Here is a 22,509-nt window from a genome sequence, read left to right as displayed (position 1 = left end):
TTTTTTATTTTAGATATAATTCCTTTATTAATAATATTTCCCCCTTGCCTACTTTAAGAACATCAGCTATTTCCTCAATACTTAATCCTTTATTTATAAGGTCTCTAACTTCTTTAATTCTTAATTTATTTTCTTTTTTATCTTCAACAACTTCTTTATTAAAATCAATATCAACAATGTCTTTTATGTTCTCTATTTTATCGTCATAAATGGTTTTTTCTTTATAACTTTCATCATCATTTGTATGTAAATTTTCTTCCATATCCAATTTTTCCTTTATAGCCACTATTTCCCTTTGAACTTCAAGAAGAGTTTCTGCAAATTCTTTTCTAAGACTTCCAATCTCTAATTTTACATCATCCATATTTACTTTTTCTTTATTTAGCACATTTTCAAAAGAATTCTTTTCTTTATTTAATCCTCTAATATTTAAAAATATTAAACATATGCCAATAATTAAAAGTACAAACGCTGTTCCCATAAACTATACCTCTCTAAATCTCGTATTTAAGCTTAGCCAATTCTTTTCTAAGATGTACTATAGCTCTACTATGTAATTGACATACTCTAGACTCTGAAACACCAAGAATTTTACCAATTTCCTTTAATGTCATCTCTTCATAATAATATAGGGATAATACAGTTCTGTCCTTTTCATTTAACATGTCTAGCCCTTTTGATAAATACTCCAATTTTTCATCATTTTCATATTCTTCCTCTGGATTTGGGCTATTTATATCTTCTATAGTTCCCATTAAAGAAATATCATCATCCTCTGAAAATATTAAGTCTTCTAAGGATACAATGGAAATATAATTTATAAAATTCTCTATTTCCCCAACTTGTTTTACTGTCATATCAAGTTCTTTTGCTATGTCCTTTATATTAGGCTCAGCTAAATTTCTTTTTTGAAGAGATTCTATAGCAGAATTATACTTGTTTAACTTGTCCATTGCTCCTTTTGATATAGGACTATTTTTTCTAATTTCATCAATCATAGACCCTCTTATTCTAATGGATGCATAAGTTGAAAATTTCATTCCTTTTGACTTATCAAATTTGTTAAAAGCATCCATTAAGCCAAGCATACCATAACCTAGCAAATCTTCAAACTCAATATATTTAGTTTTACCAATTATAACCCTTGAGGCTATGTATTTTACAAGTGGTATATATTTTTTTACTATTTCTTCCTTATTATGATCATTGCTAGCTATGGACATTTTCATTCCTCCTTTAGTCCTTTTCTCATCTGTTGTCTCATTATGGTGAATACATATTTTACTATTTCATCTTGCATATTTACAGAAATATCTATAAAACTAAGTCCATATTCGTTATACTCCGCACTCTTTTGACCACATCTTTTTATTTGGGTTTTAAGTATCATATTATTTTTATCAATTGGGATAATTAATGCTAATATATCTTCTTTTTCTAATTCTTCACGAGTTCTAATTCTTACTCCACCACCACTTAAATCCACTATATTACACTTTGAAAATTTAAGATTTTTTATTGTTTCTTTAGTTAATTTTAATGTTCTGTCTATTTTTGCAAATATTCCTTTGCTCAATGTAGAAACCCTAACAAATTTTCTTCTTTGAATTTTTTTATAATTTTTAGGTTTATAAATCCATATAAGTGGTATATTAGAACTAGTTCTAGTCTTTACAGAAGAAGTAAAGCTATATATACTATTTCCATCGTAATATAAAACATCAACTATATTGTTTTTTCTTAACGGTAAATATGCCGAATCTTTTATTGGTATACTAATAGCTACAGAGTCTTCATTGGTATCTTGTATATCTGAGCTATATACTTCTCCTTCTTCATCAATTATCTCAACTTTATTATTTATCTTAAATTTTAAATCGGTCATTTGTATTCCCCCTTATGAAAAGATGTTAAATATTCTTTTAAATAATCCTTGCATTCCATATGAACTATTTTTCTTGCCATATCCACATAATTTTAATGCTACTTCTTCTATATCAAGTGAAGCCCTGCAATTAGGAAAATTAATAACAAATGGTTTTTGACTTCTTACAGATTGTATAACTTTTAAATCTTCTGATACATTTCCTAAATGTTGAAGCTCTATATTCAAAAACCTTTTTGCAGCATTATTAAATTTATCAAATGTTCTTTTTCCTTCATCATAATTTAACACTTTATTTATAACAATTTTTGCTTTATCCTTTATTTTAAAATGAACAATGGCTTTCATAAGACTATAGGCATCAGTTAAAGATGTAGGCTCTGGAGTTGTGACAATAACAAGTTCTTCACAGCATTCCACAAAAGCAAGTACATTTCTATTTATGCCAGCTCCTGTATCCATTAATATAAAGTCTAAATCATTTAACTTGTCCAATTTATTTAGAAATATACTTCTCTTTTCATTATCCATTTCATCTACTTTATTTAATCCTGTACCTGCTGGAAGTAGCTTTATTCCATATGGTCCTTGTATTAGTACTTCTTCTAACTCTTTATGCTGAAGTATTACATCATATATATTGTACTTAGGTAAAAAACCCATTAATATATCGTCATTTCCCATGCCAACATCTGCATCTAATATAAGCACCCTTTTCCCCATTTTTTGTAATACTATTCCTAAATTAACAACAAAATTACTCTTACCAACTCCACCTTTTCCTGATGTAATTGTAATTATTTTTGTACCAGTATTTTCATTTTCCTTACACTCTTCAGAGGACTTTAAATTACTTTTAGCTAAAGCCCTTAATCTCTCAGCTTGATCTAACATATAGTTTCTTCTCCTAGTACAAGCTTTGCAACTTCCTCTTTTGTTATACTTTTAAAATCATCTGGTACATTTTGTCCTGTTGTCACAAAACTAAGTGGTTTATTTGCACTATTTAAAATATTTAAAATAGAACCATAAGTTGTAGTTTCATCTAATTTAGTAATTATTACATTTGTATAATTTAGTGTTTTATATCCTTCTATAATAGATTCTATATCTCTATTTTTTGTTGTTGCACTTATAACTAAAAACACATTTTTACTATTTGCCTTTTGAACAAAAGCATTAAGTTCTGCAATTTGCATAATATTTTTACTACTACGTCCTGTTGTATCTAACAATATAATTTCACAATCTTTCATAGATTCTAGTGCAGCTTCCATTTCTTTTATAGAAAAAACTGATTTAAAGGGAATAGACATTATACTTGCATATGTACTTAATTGCTCTATTGCACCAATTCTATAGGTATCAACTGTTATAAGACCAACTTTTTTCTTCTCTATAAGGGCAAGTCTTCCAGCAAGCTTTGCTATAGTTGTAGTTTTTCCAACTCCTGTTGGTCCAACTAAAGCTACCACTCCTTTTATATCATCATGACTTACAGGTACAATGTCACAAATTGCCTCTTTAACTTTTTCTTTATCCTCTATATCCTTTGTATTTTCATCAACTATCTTTTCTATTTTTCTTATGATACTTTTATTTAAATCGCTATTTTCTAATAATTTTTCTGTAAAACTTTTTTTACTTTCAGAAGATGCTACCGCAACTTCTGAAAGATTACTTATCATTTTTTTCATATCTTGCATTTCTTTAATTAAATAATTGTTTTCTTTAACTGTATTATCTAATTGTGCAAAAATATCTTTTCCATATAATACTCTTTTTTCTTCTTTAACTTCTCTTTCTACTGTATTTTCTTTTATAATATTGCTCTCTATTTTAGGCTGTACCTTAGCTTGTCTTTGGACTTCTTCTTTTTTATCCACGTCCTTATTTTTCAAAACATTTTTTATGGCATTTATACTTTCCTCTACCGGTTTATTTATTTTCTCTTTATTATCTATTGCTGCTGTAACCTCTAATACTTTAGGAGAAAAAAATCCTCTTAGTCCTTTTCTTCTAATTTTTCTTTGGTTTATTATTACGGCATCACGCCCAAGCTCATATCTTATCCTATTCATAGCTTCATTCATATTACTAACCAAATACTTCTTTACTATCATTGATAAGTTACAACTCCTTCAGTTCTAATTTCCACATTATTAGGTACTTCATTTAAAGATAATATCGTTAAATTTGGAAACACCATTTCTGTAAGTTTTCTAAATGCAGGTCGTATCTTAGGTGAAACCAATAATACAGGCTGATTATCAAAAAATTGAACATTATCTAGAACTTCTTTAATAGATTCAAATATACTTGTTGTAATTTCTGGATCTACCGCTGGGAAAGATCCTTGCATTGATTTTTGAATGTTATTTGCTATTAAATCTTCAAGTTCTGGTGATAATACTGCAACAGTAAGTATATTATTTTCATCAACCAGTGGATTACATATATTTCTTGCAAGTGCAAATCTAACATACTCAGTTAAAACTTCTATATCTTTTGTATTTCTAGAGTTGTCTGCAAGAGATTCTAATATAGTTACCATATCTTTTATTGAAACTTTTTCTTTTAATAAACTTTGAAGCACTTTTTGCACTTCTCCAATAGTCATTAAATCTGGTATAAGCTCATCTACTACTGTCTCGTACTTTTCTCTTACAGTATCTATTATCATCTTTGTCTCTTGTCTTCCAAGTAATTCGTAACAATGAGCCTTTATTGTTTCTGTTAAATGAGTAACCATAACAGTAGTTGGATCTACAACTGTAAGTCCCTTAATTTCTGCTTCTTCCCTTTGATCATTGTTTATCCATATAGCTGGAAGTCCAAAGGTTGGCTCAACTGTTCTAATACCTTGCATATCCATATCTTCACCTGTTGGATCCATGCATAGAAGCATACTTGGCATAAGTTCTCCTTTTGTAATAATAGTTCCTCTAATTTTTATAACATATTCATTTGTTTGAAGTTGAAGATTATCCCTTATTCTTATAGGTTGTACAATTATACCCATTTCAATGGCACACTGGCGTCTAACAGATGCAATTCTTTGAAGAAGATCTCCTCCAGATGCCTCATCTGCAAGTGGTATAAGTCCATAACCTATTTCTATATCCATAGGCTCTACAGAAATTAAATTTGTAACATTTTCTGGTTCTCGCCTTTCTGTTTCTATAAGCTCTTCTTGTTCTGTTTGTATTTGCATAACAACATTTTCTTTTTCTTCTTTGTACAATATGTATGCACTTACCCCTGTAGCTAAAGCAAATATAAAGAAGGCTAATTTTGGAAGCCCTGGAATGAATCCTAAAAATAAAAGTACTGCTGATGCTACAGCTAAAACTTTAGGAAATCCTGTTAACTGCTTTACAAGTAAATTACCAAAGTTTTCAGTAGATGCTGAACGTGTTACAAGTATACCTGAAGCTGTTGATATTAAAAGAGCAGGTATTTGCGATACAAGTCCATCACCAATAGTAAGTTTTACATAAGCTGTAGCAGCTTCATTAGCTGGCATTCCCTTTTGAACAACTCCAATTATTATTCCAGCAATAACATTTATAAGTGTTATAACTATACCAGCAATGGCATCACCCTTTACAAATTTAGACGCACCATCCATAGCTCCATAAAAACTTGCTTCTTCTTGTATTTTTTCACGTCTTTCCCTTGCATCTGTTTCTGATATAAGTCCTGCATTTAAATCTGCATCAATACTCATTTGTTTTCCTGGCATAGCATCTAAAGTAAATCTTGCTGATACTTCTGATACTCTACCCGCACCATTTGTAATTACTACAAACTGGATTATAATTATAATTAAGAATATAATTACACCAACTACATAGTTATCTCCTGTAACAAAGTTTCCAAAAGTCTCAATTATCTTACCTGCATATCCATCTCTTAAAATAAGTCTTGTTGATGATATATTAAGTCCTAATCTAAACAATGTTGTAATAAGTAACATTGTAGGAAATACAGAGAATTGAAGTACTTCTGTAGTAAACATAGTTAATAAAATAATTACTGTTCCAATAGTGATATTTAATGCTATAAATACATCTAAAATCCACGTTGGCATAGGAATAATTATCATCATAACAATTCCCATAACACCAAATGCAACCATCATATCAAAATAATTTTTAGCATTAAAATTTATCCTTCTATTACTTTCCAAAGCACTCACCCTTTACTTTTTTCTTTTTAGTTTATATACAAGTGCTAAAATTTCAGCTACTGCTTGATACATTTCAGAAGGTATTTCACTTTCAAGTTCTACCTCTTTAAATATAAGTCTAGCTAAAGGCTTGTTTTCTATAATAGGTACTTCATTTTCTTTAGCTATTTCTTTAATCTTTATAGCAATATAATCACTACCTTTGGCTACAAGGGTAGGCGCACTATCTTTGCCATCTTCATATTTCAAAGCTACTGCAATGTGAGTTGGATTAGTTATTACAACAGATGCATCTGGTACACTTTGCATCATTCTTCCCATTGCCATTTCTCTTTGCTTTTGCTTTATTTTACCTTTTATTTGAGGATCTCCTTCCATTTGTTTAAATTCTTCTTTAATTTCTTGCTTAGACATCCTCATATCTTTTTTAAATTGAAATTTTTGATACATAAAATCTATAAGAGCTATTGCAATCATAACTAATGAAACTCTAAAAAATATAGTAGTTGTAAGCTTTAAAAAGGATGTAATTATGACCGGAAATCTAAGACTTGTCATAGATAAAACTTTATTAAAATTACTCTTTAAAAAGCCATATCCTACGTAGCCTATTACAAATATAACTGCAATATCCTTTAAAAGTTCCATAACAGTTCTCATAGAAAAGATTTTTTTAAATCCATTTATAGGATTAATCTTTGATAATTGTGGTTTTAATGTTTCCTTTGAATTTATATATCCTGTTTGAAGTAAATTAGCTCCTACTCCCATTATCATAAGAGGTAACACCACAGGTAAAAATACTACTGCAAATCTCCATGCAATGGTAACTATAATACTTTGAAGACTTCCAGAATTTAAGTTCATATTTAAATAATTCGTAAAAAACTCGATTATATCCTTTTTTAATGAATTTGCAACATACTCCCCTAAAGTTAAAAGAATAATAGTCGATGTTAATAATATAATAGCGGAATTTACTTCCTTACTTTTTGCAACTTGCCCTTTTTTTCGTGCTTCACTTAACTTATGAGGGGTAGCTTCTTCTGTTTTATCATCAGAAGCGAATATAAATATCATAGGAAATACTTTATATAATTCTCTTATACTACTTGGAATATTGTCAAAAGCACTTCCAATAATATTAAATATTACAGGGAGACAAAGAGATAAAACTCCTAGTCCCAAAACAATCTTAACAGGCATTCCAAGTATCATTACATTTAATTGAGGAACAGATTTGGCAACAAGTCCCATTGTCAAATCTGTAAGTATTATTATAAGTACTATTGGTATAGCAATTCTAATTCCAAGTTGAAAATACTTAATAAAAACATTTATAACATGCATAGCACTTTGTTGGTTTAATATAAATTGTCCAATATGCACAACTTTAAAACTTTCTACTAATATCTTTATAAGCATATTAGGTCCATCTACAATTATAAATACTATTAAACTAAACCAATAAAGCATTCTTTCTATTAATGTTGTATTACTATTAGCATTTGGATCAAACATAGACATCATTGCAAATCCTACTTGCAAGTCCATAAAGGCTCCTGCATATCTTATACATGAGAAACATATATTTGTAATAAATCCCAAGATAACACCAGTAGATATTTCAATTATAGCATACATAATAATCATTAAATTACTATTTATATCATTTACATATGAATAATCTATTCCTGTAATTATCATGAATCCCAGGATAACACCAAACATTACTTTCACTACCTTAGGTGTTCCTTTAGGAAACAATATTTGGGCTACTTCTATAAAAGAAAGTATCCTTAATGATACTAAAAAAACTCCAAGAAAATAAGTTACATTAATCAAGACTCATATCACCTAATGACTTATATTTGCAATTATTGCAAATATCCTTTCAGTAAATCCAACTACAGTATGATTTATAAACTTTGCTGTAATAAGTCCAACTATAGCAACTCCTATTAGTTTAGGTACAAATGTAAGTGTCTGCTCTTGTATTTGAGTAGTTGCTTGAAAAATACTTATTAAAAGACCTATTGCTATAGATGCTATAAGTATAGGAGCTGACGCTATTATTCCAGTATACATTGCATCCTTTAATATCCCTATTACCATTTCTTCACTCATTTATATCACCTCACGACGAGTATCCCATTACCAACGATTTAACCAGTAGATACCATCCATCAACCATAACAAATAATAGTAACTTAAATGGAAGAGAAATCATGACTGGTGGTAGCATAAACATTCCCATAGACATAAGCACACTTGCTACAACAATGTCTATAATTAAAAACGGTACAAAAAGTAAAAATCCTATTTTAAAAGCTGTTTTAAGTTCACTAATTATAAATGATGGAATAACTACATACATAGGAACATTTTCTTTTGTTATATTTTTTTTATCTGTTTTTGAAACATCTAAGAATAATTCTAAGTCTTTATCTCTTGTTTGCTTTAACATAAACTCACGCATTGGCTTTGCAGCATTGTTAAGTGCCTCTGTTTGAGTTATTTTATTTTCCAAAAACGGTTTTATAGCTTCTTTGTTTATAGTCTTGTAAGTAGGAGTCATAATAAAAATTGTCAAAAACAAAGCTAGTCCTACTAAGATTTGGTTAGGTGGAGCTTGTTGAGTTCCAAGTGCATTTCTCATAAATCCTAAAACTACTATTATTCTAGTAAAACTTGTCATCATAACTAGAAAAGATGGTAGCAAAGAAATTACAGTCAACATAATAAGTAACTTTATATTGTCTACATAATCCTTAGGACTACTTGCTTGATCCACAGAAACATTTATTTTTGGAATTGGTATTGTATTTGGTGCAGCGTATGCCTTTGTAGCTCCTAATATTGCAAGAGCAAACATAACCAAAATAACTATACTAAATTTCTTTTTTTTCATTTTAAATCTTCCTTTTTAAACTTCAGTTTTTTCATAACATCTTTTATATTTGCATACTCTGGAACTTTTGTAGTCATTTCAACTTTTTTAATTTCCTCTTCATCAAGTTCCAGAAGTATGTCGATTTTACCCTGTGCAGAAGATACTACATACCCCTTTTCTCCTATTTTAACTACTAGAAGACTGTTATCTTTAGTAAGGGGTATTCTGTCTAATATCTTCATGTATCTTCCGTTTTGTATTTCTTGCAATTTAGCTCCACCATATTTAAAAAATGCATATATCATAAATATTATAAACGGAAGAAAAATCATAACTTTAATAAATAATGTTATTGTTTCTTTTAATCCCATATCTTCTTTTCCTATTGAATTATTATTTCTGAAAAATAAACATTATATATTTGTCCATTTTGTAAAAGAGGATTTATCTTATCTTTAATTTCTTTTTTTATTTTTTCAACTTGTTCATTAGTTGCAAAATCTTCTTTTTTCTTACTTCTAAGTACAGAATTAATAGTATCCCTAATAATTGCTTTTTTATCTTTTAGTTCACCTTCTAATTCTTTATTTTCTTTTACATCTGCATATCCTATTGAGATATTTGTTTTTAAATATCTACTTGAATTATCATCTGATTTTAAGTTTAATAAAAATTCATCAAGCCCAAAAGTTTTTAAGTTTAACGTTTCTTGTTGTACAGTGTTTATTACAACTCCTCTAGGATTTGTCTTAGAAGCTACCATGTATCCTGCAAAAACTCCTCCTCCAAGAAGAATTACTGCTAAAAAAACAACTAATATAACTTTAAAAACACTTCCAAATTTGCTTGGTTTTTTTTCTGCTTCAGCCATATTACTTTTTCTCCTTTTCGCCTACGATTAATATATTTACTCTTCTATTTTTAGCTCTATCTACATAATTATCATTTTTAGCTATAGGATGATATTCACCATACCCTGCTGCCTGAAATTTTTCTGGTTTTTCACCTTTGCTCACCACAAAGTATTTCAAAACATTAACAGCCCTTTGAGTAGATAACTCCCAGTTACTATCATACTTGCTGTTATGTATAGGAACATTATCAGTGTGTCCTTCAATAATTATTCCATTAGGAACAGATTCTATAAGTGCTGAAATCTTATCTAATATTTCTTTACTGGATAATTTTAAATCAGCTTGACCACTATCAAATAGTATATTCTCTTTAAGTTCAAGGATAATTCCTCTAGCATCTTTTTTTACTTGTACAGTACTATCTAAATTGTTTTTACTTGTAAAATCCTTTACCTTACTATACATTTCTTCATTGTCATTAGCTACTTTAGAACCCATTTCTTCTGGTGGTCCAACAATAGGTGCTTCTCCACTAGCATTAAAATCTAGTATAGAATTACTATTGTTTCCAGAGAATACATTTTGAAATGATGAAGACATTTGCTTAAATTTAACAACATCTAAATTAGAAGATGCATATAATAGAACGAAGAATGTAAGTAACAGTGTAATTGTATCTGCATAGGTTTGTAACCATTCTTCACCTCCGCCTTCACTTTGTTGTATCTTCTTTCTTCTAGACATTAGTTTCCACCTCACTAGCTGCTTGTGTTTCTTGATAAATCTTCTTATCTACTGGATTTAAATAAGACACAAGTTTTTCTTCAACAATTCTTGGATTAACTCCTGATTGAATAGCTAGTACACCTTCTAACATCATTTCTCTAATAGTACATTCCTTACTACTTTTATACATAAGATTTGCAGCCATAGGATTTAAAATTAAGCTGGCAATTAAAGATCCATAGAATGTAGTTATTAAAGCTTTACTCATTCCAGGTCCTAAGTTTCCTGGATCATCTAGGTTTGCAAGCATTTGTATAAGTCCTATTAATGTACCTAACATACCAAATGCAGGTGCATATCCAGCCCAAGCTTTTAAAACATCAGCACCATCTTTATGCCTTTTTTCCATTTCTCCAATTTCAAGTTCAAGTATCTCTCTTATGGTTTCAGGCTCTATACCATCTACAACCATTTGAAGACCCTTTCTTAGGTAATCATCTTTTACTTTTTCAATATCATCTTCAAGGGATAATAATCCTTCTCTTCTTGCCTTTTTAGATAAATCACCAAATTGTGATACAATATCTAATCCTGACATACTAGTTTCTTTAAAAGATTGTGCTAGTACCTTAAAAACTCTTTTTAGTTCATCTGCTGGATAATTAACTAATAATGCACAAAACGAACCTCCTATGGTTATCGCAACTGATGGCATATCTATGAACATTCCAAATGTTCCACCACCGCCAAGCATACCATATATAATAACTCCAAACCCAGCAAGCATACCTACAAGAGTTAAAATATCTTGTTTTTTCATTGTTAAATGCCTCCTACAAATCTACGGTAAAAATTTTTCTCTTGAACTCTATTATTTTATCTATTACGTCTTTAGTAGTTTCAAGCACAATATACTTTTTTCCGTTACTAAGTGTTATTAAAGTTTCTGGAACTTCTTCTATTTTTTCTATATTATCTTCATTTAAATATAGTTCTTTACTATTTAATCCCTTTAGTTTTATCATTGCAACACTCCTTATTTTTATTTTAAAAACAAGTAAATAGGAAAACCCTGGGAGTAGGAAAAACAGGAAAATAAGCTCTATTTTTTTCTTGTTTTGTTTCCTATCTCTCCCCTTGTTTTGTATATTCCCTTGTTTTAGGTATTCCTTTGTTTTTTAATTATTATCTCTTAAGGTTTATAATATCTTGAAGAATTTCATCTCCAGTTGATATCATTTTTCCACTAGCTTGGAAAGCTCTTGTTGTTACTATCATATCTGTGAATTGTTCTGCAAGGTCAACATTTGACATTTCAAGCATACCTTGTAGCATTTCACCATATCCATCTCCATTATCAAGATTCTTTGGAGTTCCAAGTCCACTTCTAACTGTTGGAACACCTGAGTTGGCTGTATTAGAATAAAGGTTCTTACCTTCTTTTTTAAGTCCTTCTTGGTTTTTAAATGATGCTGTAGCTATTTGACCAAGTGCTGTAACAGTACCATCATCAAGCACCCCTTTAACTAGTCCATCTTTTTCTATTGCAAAACTTCTAAGTTTTTTGTCACACTCAGGTTGTAGAGTGAATGACCATTTGTATTTTGCTTTTTTATCATCTGTATCAATATTTGTAGTATTAGGATCAGGGTCAGTAATAGTAATTTTACTTCCATTTAATAATTCTTTAATATCCTTTTTTTCTGATGCACTCAGAAGAGCAGCATCTACACCATCTATTGCAGCATCATCTATCTCAGATGCATTTGCTTCTAAAAAGGTTTTTTTTCCATTTAAAAATATTATCCACCCTTTATCTTTTCCTGCTTTGTCCTTTGTATCATATTTTATTTCCACTTTTACGTTTTCTTTACCTTTAAAAGTGTCATCTAAACTTATTTCAGGGAAACCTTGTATTCCATTTGTTGCATCCCCATCATTATCAAATAATATCTTATCTCCATTTGTAATTATCATATTTTGTTTGTCTTTTGTAGTGGCTTTCATATGAACACTATCAGGAATTCTTAAAGGCACTAATGTATTTGAAGCTTTTAATCCAAATTCTCCATCTGCATTTACAAAATTCACTGCACCATTTGCATTGTAATCTATACTAACATCACCTGTAGCATTACCTGTACTATCTTTTTCATTTATTGCATATCCCATAACTCTGTATCCATCAGAAGTTAAAAGATTTCCTTGATGGTCTAATGTAAATGATCCATCTCTTGTATAGTTTACTTGGAAAGCTCCACCACTCATTGTATGTTCACTTTCACTTACTGCAATTCCGCCAGCATTGCTTTCTGGAAGTGCACCTTTTGCTACTATGAAGTATCCTGTTCCGTCCATTGCAACGTCTAGGTTTCTGCTTGTTGGTTGCATCATACCTTGGCTCATTACAGTGTCTATACCTGCAACTTGAACCCCAAGTCCTACTTGCTTACCATTAACACCACCTTGGTTTCTTCCAGGGCCAACTGCTTCTCCCATGTTTTGACTTAACATATCTTTAAATCTAACCCTTGAACTTTTGAATCCTGTTGTACTAACGTTTGCTATATTATTACCTGTAACATCAAGTTTTGTTTGATTTACTTTCATTCCACTTATTCCAGCGTACATTGATCTTAACATTATTCATAACCTCCATTTTTTACTTGGTTCCATCATTCCCCAAGTTTTTGGCTTCCTTTCGGTCCAGCCTATAATAAAACAACACTATCTATGTTTGTAAAAACATTACCTTTTGAAGATTCTTTTTCTACTGCAGTTATTATGGTTCTATTTTTTATACTTGCAATTAGTGCCATGTTTTTATAAAGTATTACTGAATCTTTAGATCCTTTTTCTTCTGCTATATCTATTCCTTTATTTATGTTTTCAATATCTTTTTTCGATAGCATTATATTTCTTTCATTCAGTCTTTTTGCAGCATGATTAGATATTTTAAAATCTATTTCTGTATTAGACTTTTTTTGTATCTCACTTTTTAGTAATTCTCCAAAAGAATCACCTTGACTCTTTTTTGTCTTTTGATTGCTTGTAATTGCCTCTGGAAAATTTCCAATCGGATATAAATTTCCATTTATAATTCTATATCCCACTTTTATCACACCTAAAAATTATTTTCTTATTTTCATAACCTCTGAATACAAGAATTCTTTTTCTTCACCCTCACCATCTAATTTAACTTTTACTTTTATTCCTTCTTTGCTTCTAAATGTTTCAAGGACTGTACCCATTATTTTTTCTTTTTTATCATCTTTTTCTGGTGATGTTTTAGGTTCAATTTCCACCTTTTTACCTATTAAAGATGAAGCACCCATGAAACTTAAATTATCATTTAAATAATTCATGTGATCTATTAGATATGAAATCATATGATCCTTTTCATCTGGAACACTTAAGACATCTGAAACATCTTTAAAGTTGAATTCTTTATCTTCTCTACCAATTAATTCATTTCCCTTATACTTAGCTACATTAACACTTAATATAATGTCATCCCCATCTTTTCTTACATTTGTTACAGTTCCACCATATTGTCTACCGTAATCATCATAAGAACTTAAAGCTACTGTTTTTCCAACCATATTTCCTGCTGAATTAAAACTCATAGTTGAATTTAAATTAGCCATTTGTTCAAGACTTGAAAATTGAGCTAATTGAGAAATGTATTGTGTTGAATCTTTTGCATTCATAGGATCTTGATTGGTAAGTTCGGCAGTTAAGATTTTTAGGAAAGCATTCTTATCCATTTCTTGTCCCTTTTTTACTATCTTTGTCCCTCTTTTTGTAGCACCACTAAAATGCTCTACTTTTTCTACTTTTCCATCTAAGTTATTTTTAGAATCCTTATTTTTATCTTTATTTATACTTTGGAAAGTTCTATTACCATTTAATTGACTTCCATAGCTTTTTAAAACTGTATCTCCTATATCAGGCATTCTCTCTCCCCCTAAACAAAAGCATTTACATTACTATCTTCTAGATGATTTTGTATTTCATCATTAGAATTTAAAGATTCTTCTACTTTTAAAACTCCACTATTCTTTCCTCTACTATTGCCATTTGCATTATTTCTTTGTTCTCTACTGTTTTCTCTGCTAAAGAATGTAGTATCTCCATTGTATATATCAATAGTAAAGTTTTGAATTTTTATATCTCCATTACCTAAACTATTATTTAAATCCTGAAGTTTTGAGTTTAAAAGATTATAAGCTTCTTTATTGTTAGCAGTAATATTTGCTTTCATAAGTCCATTTTCTACAGTAAGTCTTATTAACACCTCACCTAGTTCCTGTGGTTTTACTTTAACTGTCATTTCTCTTACATTGTTTTGTTCCATGTATTTTACTGACTTAATAAAATCATTTACTAAATTATTTTTGTTTATATTAATAGGTGCCTCTACTTCTACGCTATCAGTTGAGATTTCACTGTTAATTTTATTAAAATCATTCATGAAATTTGTTACTTTATCTAGTTTTGATTCTAATTTACTTTTATTATTTGAAGTTAAACCTTTTAGGAATTCTTCTTCTTTATTTTCATATGCAACATTAGAATCGCTATTGAAGTTTTCCATTTGACTTAGTGTTTTTAGAGAATCATTACTTCTAAAACTCTCCATAATATTAAGCTCATTGTTTTTATCCATACTAGATTCATTTAACTTATCTTTTATAAGACTTAGTATATTCTCTTTTATAAAGCTGTCTTGTTTTACTTCCTTTGACGCTTCCATAAAAGTAGATTTTAAATCATTTATAGCTTCTTTTATATTTAAGTTATTAATGTCTTCATCATTTATAGATTTCATTTTACTTAAAAGTTCCTGTAATTTGCTATTTTCATTATTAAAACCCTTACCTTCCTCCAATAATACATTAATAATATCAGCAACTGATTTTTGTAAATTGTTAGATGATTTTAAGGTTTCAATATCGCATATATTATTATTAATAGCATCTTGTGAGATAGAATCATTTAATTCTTCCATTGATTTATCATCTCCTAGATGTTGTAATAATGATATTAAAATTAAATCTAGTACGTCTTTTTTACTTTTTACTTCTTTAGATGAATTATTTTTTACATCTTCAATTTCTTCATCTTTAAAAACTTCATCATTTTTTACACTGCTTTTTTCAGTAGCTTTGTTTAATATTTTTTTAAAATTATTATTACTATTAACTTTATCTGTTATTTCAATATTGTTTTTTTCATTTCCTAAAGTTTCTTTGGGTGTACTATTAATTTTTGTATTAGGCACTTTTAAATTTACTGCCATATTCACTAAATCGTTCATCTTTTTCCTCCTTTCTTTGTTTAAGCTTTACAATTTCTTATATAAGCATAAAGAGCAAATTCATCATTGGCCTTTTGTTCTATTAAATTTTGCTCTTTTATATAAGCATCTTGTTGTTTGTCTCTTAAAACTTCTACTGTTTTTCTTTCCATTTGTCTTTTCTTTAATTCTTGTCTTTTATCTTCTAGAATTTCATTTTTTTTAATAAGTTCAACACTTGTCTCATTTATATTAAACTGAAGTACATTGCAATATTTTTGTCTTATTTTCCTATCAATAGAACTGCAATTAAAATCTATTTTTGAATATTTATTGTAATTTTCTTTAAGATTATTTAGCTTATTTTCTATTAATTGTTTTGCACTTTGTGCCTCTTTAAAAGCTATTTTGCTTTGTTCTTCTAAATTACATCTAATATCTAAAAGTGATTGAAGTCTAAATTTAAATCCTTGCATAATCATACTCCTTGATAAATTTAATTATTAAACATATTTACAAGTCTTGTAACACTTTCTTGAAATTCGCTATGTTCTTTAATTCCCTGTCTTAAATAATCATTTAATTCATCATTATATTGTATTGCCATATCAACTTTAGGATTACTTCCTCTAACATATGCTCCTATATTTATAAGGTCTTCAGAATTCTTATATGTTGCAAGTAAGTCTCTTGCAAGTGATGCAGCTTTTTTATGTTCATCTGTTGCAATTTCGCTCATAAGTCTGCTTACACTATTTAAAATATCTATTGCTGGATAATGATTTTTACCAGCTAGTGCTCTTGATAATACAATGTGACCATCAAGGATACCACGAACAGCATCTGCAATTGGTTCATTAAAGTCATCACCATCAACTAATACTGTATAAAAAGCTGTAATCGAACCCTTATCTGACATTCCTGATCTTTCCATAAGTCTTGGAAGCATTGCAAACACTGAAGGAGTGTATCCTTTTGTTGCTGGCGGTTCTCCTATTGCTAGTCCAACTTCTCTTTGAGCCATGGCAAATCTTGTTACAGAGTCCATCATAAGAATTACTTTTTTTCCTTTATCCCTAAAATATTCTGCTATAGCTGTGGCTGTAAAAGCTCCTTTTAATCTTACAAGTGCAGGTTGATCTGATGTTGCACAAACTATAACTGATTTTTTAAGGCCTTCCTCACCTAAATCTTTTTCAATAAAATCTAGAACTTCACGTCCTCTTTCACCAATTAGTGCAATTACATTTATATCTGCTTTAGCTTCTCTTGCTATCATTCCAAGTGTTGTACTCTTTCCAACTCCACTACCTGCAAAAATACCTATTCTTTGTCCTTCTCCACAAGTTAAAAATCCATCAACTGCTCTAACTCCAGTTGCAATTTCATCTTTTATTCTTCTTCTTTTTAATGGATCTGGTGGTGCAGTATCTAGTGGATAGTCTACTCCTATTGGAAGTTCTTCCTCAGATTTTAGTGGTTTTCCAAGTCCATTTAATACCTTTCCTAAAAGATCATCTGAACATTTAACACTTAGATATTTTTTAGAGGGAACAACCTTGCATCCAGGACCTATACCAATAAGTTCTCCAAGAGGCATTAATATTACATTATCCTCTTTAAAACCAACTACTTCACACATTATAGGTTCGTTTTCCTTATTGTATATAGTGCAAACTTCTCCAACGAAAGCCTTTATACCTTCAACTTCTATAGTAAGACCTATAACTTGCTTTACTAATCCTTCTGTATACTTAAAGTCACACTTGGCTATCTTATTTTTTATATTCTCAAAATTTATCTCTATCCCCACTATGTGACCTCCCTTATAAATCTGTAACTTTCATTAGCTTTCTTCAGACTGAATTACTTCCTCAATTTTATCTAACGCGCTCATAACATCTACAACAATTTTCCCATTTTCTTTTTCAATTATTGCTTGTCCATCTTCTAAATTATCATCTTCTATTACAAATATTTTTCCATTAAAAACTGTCTTGGCTTTCCATAATTTTAGTTTTTCTTCTATATCATCCTTATAGATACTTTTAGTTTTTATGATTATATTTTTTGAATCATTAGCATTTTCAAGTGCATCCACTATCATATCTGTTATTGAATCACTATTTTCTATTTCTTTTAAAAGTACCTTTTTTGTAATATACACTATTAAGTCTTTTATATTTTCTTGTTTTTCTTTTAAATAATTAGTATATTCGTCTTTAGCATTTAAAAGCATCTTCTCTGCATTTTCATTTAATAAATCTATTTCTGCATTTGCTTTAGTTTTAATATCTTCATAGTATTTATCAGCAGCTAATTTTCCTTCAGAATACCCATCAGAATATCCATCTTCTTTTCCTAAGTTAAACCCTTTTGTATATGCATCTTCTTCTATAGATTTAGCTTTACTGTATGAACTTGATATAATTTCTTCACTTTCACGCCTTGCTTTTTCAAGCATAGTTCTAGCTAAGACTTCATAACTTTCTATGAAGTCTTTAGCATTTTTTTCTCCTAGCTCTTTTTTCTTTTCACTATCTTCTTTTTGCTTATGTTTGGGAACGGTATATTCTGTATTTATTTCTTTACAACCATTTGAAACTACACTAATATTTTTTATAACATTAAACAATGATGGCATCTTCTCCACCTCTTGAAATTATTATTTCTCCAGCATCTTCAAGTCTTCTTATTATGCTAACAATTTGTTGCTGTGATTTTTCAACATCCATAAGTCTTACAGGTCCTAAGAATTCTATATCTTCTTTTAATGAAGCTGCAGCTCTCTTAGATTGGTTTCTAAATATACAATTTGCAACTTCTTCTGAGCAACCCTTCAGTGCAAGTGCAAGATCCTTTGTTTCTACTTCTCTTAACACCCTTTGTATTGAAACGTCGTCCATTGTAATAATATCCTCGAATACAAACATAGATTGTTTGATTTTTTCTGCAAGTTCTGGATCTTGTCTTTCAAGTCCTTCTGTAATATTCTTTTCAGTTGTTCTGTCAACTTGATTTAATATGTCGACAATAGTTTCAACTCCACCTATAGTTGTCATATCTGTTCTTACTACTGATGATAGCTTGCCATTTAATACCTTTTCTATTTCTTTTATAACCATAGGAGAGGTATTGTCCATAGACGCTACTCTGTATGCAACTTCCCACTGTATATCCTCTGGAAGTTCCCCAATTATTTGTGCTGACTTCTCTGCTTGAAGATAACAAAGTATAAGAGCTATAGTTTGTGGATGCTCATTTGCTATTACATTTAGAAGTTGATGTGCATCTGCTTTTCTGGCAATGGCAAATGGTCTATATTGTTGTGTTGCCTCGGTAACTTTTTCTAATATTTCCTTTGCTCTTTGATTTCCCAGAGCCTTTCCAAGAAGGGCTCTTGCATATTCAAATCCACCTTCGATTATATAGTCTTTTGCTTTATTCATTTCTATGAATTCATTTAGAATATCACTTCTTTGTTCTTGTTTTACTGAACTTATATTTGCAATTTCATAAGTTATTTTTTGTATATCTGACTCAGGTAATTTTTTTATTATACCTGAAGCTGCATCTGGACCTAAAGTTATAAACAGAATGGCAGCCTTTTGAACTCCAGTTAATTTATCTTCTTTTGCCATTCTTATCACCTCTCATCTTCTGCCATCCAAGCTTTAATAATTTCTGCAACTTGATCTGGTTTTTCAGTTGCATATTTCTTTATTTCTTTTTCAATATGGGTACTTTCATTTTCTTCGTCAAAATTAATTGGTTTTAAAGGTTCCTTAGGCTCAACCTCATCATCAATTAACATATCTATACCTTCTATTTGTTCCTCTGCCTCTTCTTTCTTGTTCTTTCTCTTTCTTATAAGTGCTATAATTCCACCTATTAATAATAAGGCAATAACTGCTCCACCTATACATTTATAAATAAATGTTCTTTGTTTTGCTTTTTGTTCTTCTGCTTGTTTTTTAGCTTCTTCTTCAGCTTTAGCATCATTTATTTCATTAAACTTTAATCCTTCTACAGTTATAATGTCTCCTCTGTTTTCATCGTAAGATATAGCACCTGCAACTAAACTATTTATTTTATCCTTATCAACAGGATTTAAATTTTCATCGTTTATTGTAACTGATGCAGATATTTTCTTTACTTTTCCTGGAGCTCCTACTGTTTTTTGTTCTATTTTTCCTACTTCATAATTTCTAGTAGTTTTTTCATGTGTTGATGAACTATTTCCATCTTGATTATTATATGTATTTGACATATTATTGTCCACAGGCCCAGCACTTACCTTGCCGTCTTTAGATTTCTCTGTGTCTTTTTCAATTTCTTCACTTCTAACTACATTATTAGGATCCCATACAGTAGATGTTTTTTCAGATGCATCAAAATCCAAATCAACATTTACAGCTGCTTTAACCCCTTCACCATATTTAGGTGTTAATATGTTCATTATTTTCTTTACATATTCTTTCTCTAAGTTCTTTTTATATTTATTTTGCTTATCTGTAACTGAAGTTAAATCTTTTCCATCTTCTTCACTAAATAAATCATCAGTTAAATCCTTAGTTTTTCCATTAAGAACTCCTATAATTTTTACATTCTCTTTTTTTAGGTTTTTAACACTTCCTGTTACTAAGGATACTATTGCTTTTATCTGTTCTTTTGATATACTTTTTCCTTCGTTAAATTCTATTCTTACAGAAGCCTGGGCATTTTCTGCTTGTTTGAAAAAATTACCTTCTTGTGGCATTACAAGTAAAACTTTTGCATCTTTAACCTCTGGAAGAGATTTTATGTTTTTTGCAAGTTCCCCTTCTAAAGCTATTTTATAATTTAATTCTCTTTCCTTATCTGTCATACCAAAGCTATCTGCATTTTCTAGTATTTCATATCCCTTACTTCCACTTGTAAGCTGTGGTGCAAGTTCTAGTCTAAGTTCTGATACCTTCTCTTCTGGAACTTTTATAGAACTATTTTCAACTTTATATTCTACTTTCTTTTCATTTAACTTAGTCATAACTGTTTGTGCATCATTGGGATCCATATCTTTATATAGCACAGCATATTTTGTAGTATTTAAAAAAACTATCAGATATATAAGTCCTGAAATTATACCTACTCCAAGTATACTAAATGCTATCTTTTTGCCTTTACTTAATTCCTTAAATTTATCTATAAGGTTTTTAAATTTTTCTTTAATTTTGTCCATTACTAGCACTCCTAACTATACCTGCATTCTGTTTATCTCTTGGTAGGCCTCTAATAATTTATTTCTTACTTGTACAGCAAGTTGCATGGAAAGTTTTGCTTCTTCATTTTTTATCATAACATCATGCACTTCTACATCTTCACCTTTTATAAAATCATTGGTAACCTGTTCAGACTCTAATTGTTTTTCATTTACCTTATCTAATTGACTTTTTAAAACATCTTGAAATTCTGAGCTTTTATTAACGCTACTTGTAGCTTTTTCTTTATTTAAAGAATCAATCTTAGAATATATGCCACTACTTGGTATAAACTCATTTATCTTCATATTATTTCTCCTATCTCTTATATCTCTTTTTTTATTTTATATAATTACCTCATGTATTATTTTTATCTTCCTATTTCTAATGCTTTCATAAACATATTTTTAGATGAATTTATTGCTGTTACATTGGCTTCATATGCACGAGTTGCTGCAATCATATCTGCCATCTCATTTAAAATATTTACATTTGGCATAAGTACATATCCATTTTCATCGGCATCTGGGTGATTTGGATTGTATACTCTTCGAAGTGGAGATTTATCTTCAACTATACCTACAGCTTTAACTCCATTTAGTCTACTTTCGTATCCTTTACCACTTTTATTTAATTCTTTCTTTAAGTTCTCTTTAAATACTGCTATTTTCCTTATATAAGGTTGTCTTTGTCCATCTTTTCCTCTAGTAGTTTTAAAGTTTGTTATATTTGAAGATATTGTATCCATTCTCAATCTTTCAGCTGCAAGTCCACTTGCACTTATCCTCATTGAACTAAAAGCATTCATTTTTATCTTCCTCCATTTATAATATATCTTTTAGTAGCTAACGCGGAATTTAAAGTAGTTATAAGAGCATTATATTCTAATGTATTAGCTGCTAAATTTGTCATTTCATTATCTATATCTACATTATTCCCGTCCATTTTCATACTATCTGATTCGTCTTTTTTTACACTTATTTCTCCAAATTTTTTATTGATATCAATGTGTTTTTCATTTGTGGTTTTAAGCTCTAAATTATCTTTACTTTTCTTTAATGTATCTTCAAATGTTACATAACTTCTTTTATATCCCTTAGTATTAATGTTAGAAATATTATTATTTATAACATTTTTTCGTTTTGATGTAGCGTTTAAAGCTTGTTTAATTAAATTATAACTTTGTGTGTTTTTGGATATATGTCCTATTTTCATTAGTGTCTTCCCCCTATTCTGGTATAATTACAAAATTAACCTATATAATGTATTTAATAATTAGACTAATTTATGTTACAATATATGAATATTATTCCACTATAAATATTAAATAGTATTTATCATAATTTTAATATATTTTAGAATTTTTATCCCAATACACTTATTTTTTCTAATTATATTATATTATATTTTTTACAAATTTTAA

At 29.4% G+C, this 22,509-nt stretch carries 26 protein-coding genes; all 26 read right to left on the bottom strand.

The window, feature by feature from the left end; translation table 11 throughout:
- Window positions 1-4: 4 nt before the first annotated feature.
- Window positions 5-481 (bottom strand): hypothetical protein, encoded by a 477-nt coding sequence (locus NT01CX_RS05205; protein ID WP_011722001.1) that lies wholly within the window; start codon window positions 479-481, stop codon window positions 5-7.
- A 13-nt stretch (window positions 482-494) separates the two neighbouring features.
- Window positions 495-1,223 (bottom strand): FliA/WhiG family RNA polymerase sigma factor, encoded by a 729-nt coding sequence (locus NT01CX_RS05200; RefSeq protein WP_011722000.1) that lies wholly within the window; start codon window positions 1,221-1,223, stop codon window positions 495-497.
- 2 nt (window positions 1,224-1,225) lie between these two features.
- A complete protein-coding gene (locus tag NT01CX_RS05195) occupies window positions 1,226-1,885 on the bottom strand; it encodes a flagellar brake protein (RefSeq protein ID WP_011721999.1) in 660 nt (219 codons plus the stop codon).
- 12 nt (window positions 1,886-1,897) lie between these two features.
- Window positions 1,898-2,779, bottom strand: coding sequence for a MinD/ParA family protein (locus NT01CX_RS05190; protein ID WP_011721998.1), 882 nt, complete (start codon window positions 2,777-2,779; stop codon window positions 1,898-1,900).
- Window positions 2,773-4,008 carry a flagellar biosynthesis protein FlhF gene (gene flhF, locus NT01CX_RS05185; protein WP_011721997.1) on the bottom strand — a complete coding sequence of 412 codons (1,236 nt, stop codon included), beginning with the start codon at window positions 4,006-4,008 and terminating at the stop codon, window positions 2,773-2,775. The genes NT01CX_RS05190 and flhF overlap by 7 nt, the downstream gene beginning before the upstream one ends.
- Window positions 4,005-6,029: a flagellar biosynthesis protein FlhA gene (flhA, locus tag NT01CX_RS05180; protein WP_043878489.1), complete on the bottom strand. Its 2,025-nt coding sequence runs from the start codon at window positions 6,027-6,029 to the stop codon at window positions 4,005-4,007. The genes flhF and flhA overlap by 4 nt, the downstream gene beginning before the upstream one ends.
- Window positions 6,030-6,089: 60 nt before the next feature.
- Window positions 6,090-7,922: a fused FliR family export protein/FlhB family type III secretion system protein gene (locus NT01CX_RS05175; protein WP_011721995.1), complete on the bottom strand. Its 1,833-nt coding sequence runs from the start codon at window positions 7,920-7,922 to the stop codon at window positions 6,090-6,092.
- Between the two features lie 12 nt (window positions 7,923-7,934).
- On the bottom strand, window positions 7,935-8,204 hold the full coding sequence (locus NT01CX_RS05170; RefSeq protein WP_011721994.1) for a flagellar biosynthetic protein FliQ: 270 nt from the start codon (window positions 8,202-8,204) through the stop codon (window positions 7,935-7,937).
- A gap of 10 nt (window positions 8,205-8,214) precedes the next feature.
- Window positions 8,215-8,988 carry a flagellar type III secretion system pore protein FliP gene (fliP, locus tag NT01CX_RS05165; protein ID WP_011721993.1) on the bottom strand — a complete coding sequence of 258 codons (774 nt, stop codon included), beginning with the start codon at window positions 8,986-8,988 and terminating at the stop codon, window positions 8,215-8,217.
- The gene (locus NT01CX_RS05160) at window positions 8,985-9,341 is read right to left on the bottom strand and encodes a flagellar biosynthetic protein FliO (RefSeq protein WP_011721992.1); all 357 of its coding nucleotides are present in this window, start codon (window positions 9,339-9,341) and stop codon (window positions 8,985-8,987) included. Before NT01CX_RS05160 ends, fliP begins: the two co-directional genes overlap by 4 nt.
- An 11-nt stretch (window positions 9,342-9,352) precedes the next feature.
- Window positions 9,353-9,841 carry a flagellar basal body-associated FliL family protein gene (locus NT01CX_RS05155; protein ID WP_011721991.1) on the bottom strand — a complete coding sequence of 163 codons (489 nt, stop codon included), beginning with the start codon at window positions 9,839-9,841 and terminating at the stop codon, window positions 9,353-9,355.
- Between the two features lies 1 nt (window position 9,842).
- A complete protein-coding gene (locus NT01CX_RS05150) occupies window positions 9,843-10,568 on the bottom strand; it encodes a flagellar motor protein MotB (RefSeq protein WP_011721990.1) in 726 nt (241 codons plus the stop codon).
- Window positions 10,561-11,370, bottom strand: a complete 810-nt coding sequence (locus NT01CX_RS05145) for a motility protein A (protein ID WP_011721989.1) — start codon at window positions 11,368-11,370, stop codon at window positions 10,561-10,563. Before NT01CX_RS05145 ends, NT01CX_RS05150 begins: the two co-directional genes overlap by 8 nt.
- A gap of 13 nt (window positions 11,371-11,383) precedes the next feature.
- Window positions 11,384-11,575 (bottom strand): flagellar FlbD family protein, encoded by a 192-nt coding sequence (locus NT01CX_RS05140; RefSeq protein ID WP_011721988.1) that lies wholly within the window; start codon window positions 11,573-11,575, stop codon window positions 11,384-11,386.
- 160 nt (window positions 11,576-11,735) lie between these two features.
- On the bottom strand, window positions 11,736-13,193 hold the full coding sequence (locus NT01CX_RS05135; RefSeq protein WP_011721987.1) for a flagellar hook protein FlgE: 1,458 nt from the start codon (window positions 13,191-13,193) through the stop codon (window positions 11,736-11,738).
- 68 nt (window positions 13,194-13,261) lie between these two features.
- Complete coding sequence (locus NT01CX_RS05130; RefSeq protein WP_011721986.1) at window positions 13,262-13,663, bottom strand: TIGR02530 family flagellar biosynthesis protein; 402 nt, start codon at window positions 13,661-13,663, stop codon at window positions 13,262-13,264.
- Between the two features lie 18 nt (window positions 13,664-13,681).
- Window positions 13,682-14,506: a flagellar hook assembly protein FlgD gene (locus NT01CX_RS05125; protein ID WP_011721985.1), complete on the bottom strand. Its 825-nt coding sequence runs from the start codon at window positions 14,504-14,506 to the stop codon at window positions 13,682-13,684.
- Between the two features lie 11 nt (window positions 14,507-14,517).
- A complete protein-coding gene (locus tag NT01CX_RS05120) occupies window positions 14,518-15,870 on the bottom strand; it encodes a flagellar hook-length control protein FliK (protein ID WP_011721984.1) in 1,353 nt (450 codons plus the stop codon).
- 20 nt (window positions 15,871-15,890) lie between these two features.
- Complete coding sequence (fliJ, locus tag NT01CX_RS05115; protein ID WP_011721983.1) at window positions 15,891-16,325, bottom strand: flagellar export protein FliJ; 435 nt, start codon at window positions 16,323-16,325, stop codon at window positions 15,891-15,893.
- 20 nt (window positions 16,326-16,345) lie between these two features.
- Window positions 16,346-17,662, bottom strand: a complete 1,317-nt coding sequence (gene fliI, locus NT01CX_RS05110) for a flagellar protein export ATPase FliI (protein WP_011721982.1) — start codon at window positions 17,660-17,662, stop codon at window positions 16,346-16,348.
- A gap of 33 nt (window positions 17,663-17,695) precedes the next feature.
- Entirely contained in the window at window positions 17,696-18,493 is a 798-nt protein-coding gene (locus tag NT01CX_RS05105; protein WP_011721981.1) for a fliH protein, read from the bottom strand.
- Window positions 18,477-19,490 carry a flagellar motor switch protein FliG gene (fliG, locus tag NT01CX_RS05100; RefSeq protein WP_011721980.1) on the bottom strand — a complete coding sequence of 338 codons (1,014 nt, stop codon included), beginning with the start codon at window positions 19,488-19,490 and terminating at the stop codon, window positions 18,477-18,479. The genes NT01CX_RS05105 and fliG overlap by 17 nt, the downstream gene beginning before the upstream one ends.
- Before the next feature lie 5 nt (window positions 19,491-19,495).
- Entirely contained in the window at window positions 19,496-21,067 is a 1,572-nt protein-coding gene (gene fliF, locus NT01CX_RS05095; RefSeq protein WP_011721979.1) for a flagellar basal-body MS-ring/collar protein FliF, read from the bottom strand.
- A 15-nt stretch (window positions 21,068-21,082) separates the two neighbouring features.
- Window positions 21,083-21,394, bottom strand: coding sequence for a flagellar hook-basal body complex protein FliE (gene fliE, locus NT01CX_RS05090; protein ID WP_011721978.1), 312 nt, complete (start codon window positions 21,392-21,394; stop codon window positions 21,083-21,085).
- A gap of 62 nt (window positions 21,395-21,456) precedes the next feature.
- Window positions 21,457-21,894: a flagellar basal body rod protein FlgC gene (gene flgC, locus NT01CX_RS05085; protein WP_011721977.1), complete on the bottom strand. Its 438-nt coding sequence runs from the start codon at window positions 21,892-21,894 to the stop codon at window positions 21,457-21,459.
- Between the two features lie 2 nt (window positions 21,895-21,896).
- A complete protein-coding gene (gene flgB / locus NT01CX_RS05080) occupies window positions 21,897-22,301 on the bottom strand; it encodes a flagellar basal body rod protein FlgB (protein ID WP_011721976.1) in 405 nt (134 codons plus the stop codon).
- Window positions 22,302-22,509 lie beyond the last annotated feature (208 nt).

It is taken from the genome of Clostridium novyi NT, from assembly GCF_000014125.1.
Lineage (GTDB): Bacteria > Bacillota > Clostridia > Clostridiales > Clostridiaceae > Clostridium_H > Clostridium_H novyi.
Note: the sequence above shows the minus strand (reverse complement) of the source record. Positions and strands in the feature narration are given on the sequence as shown.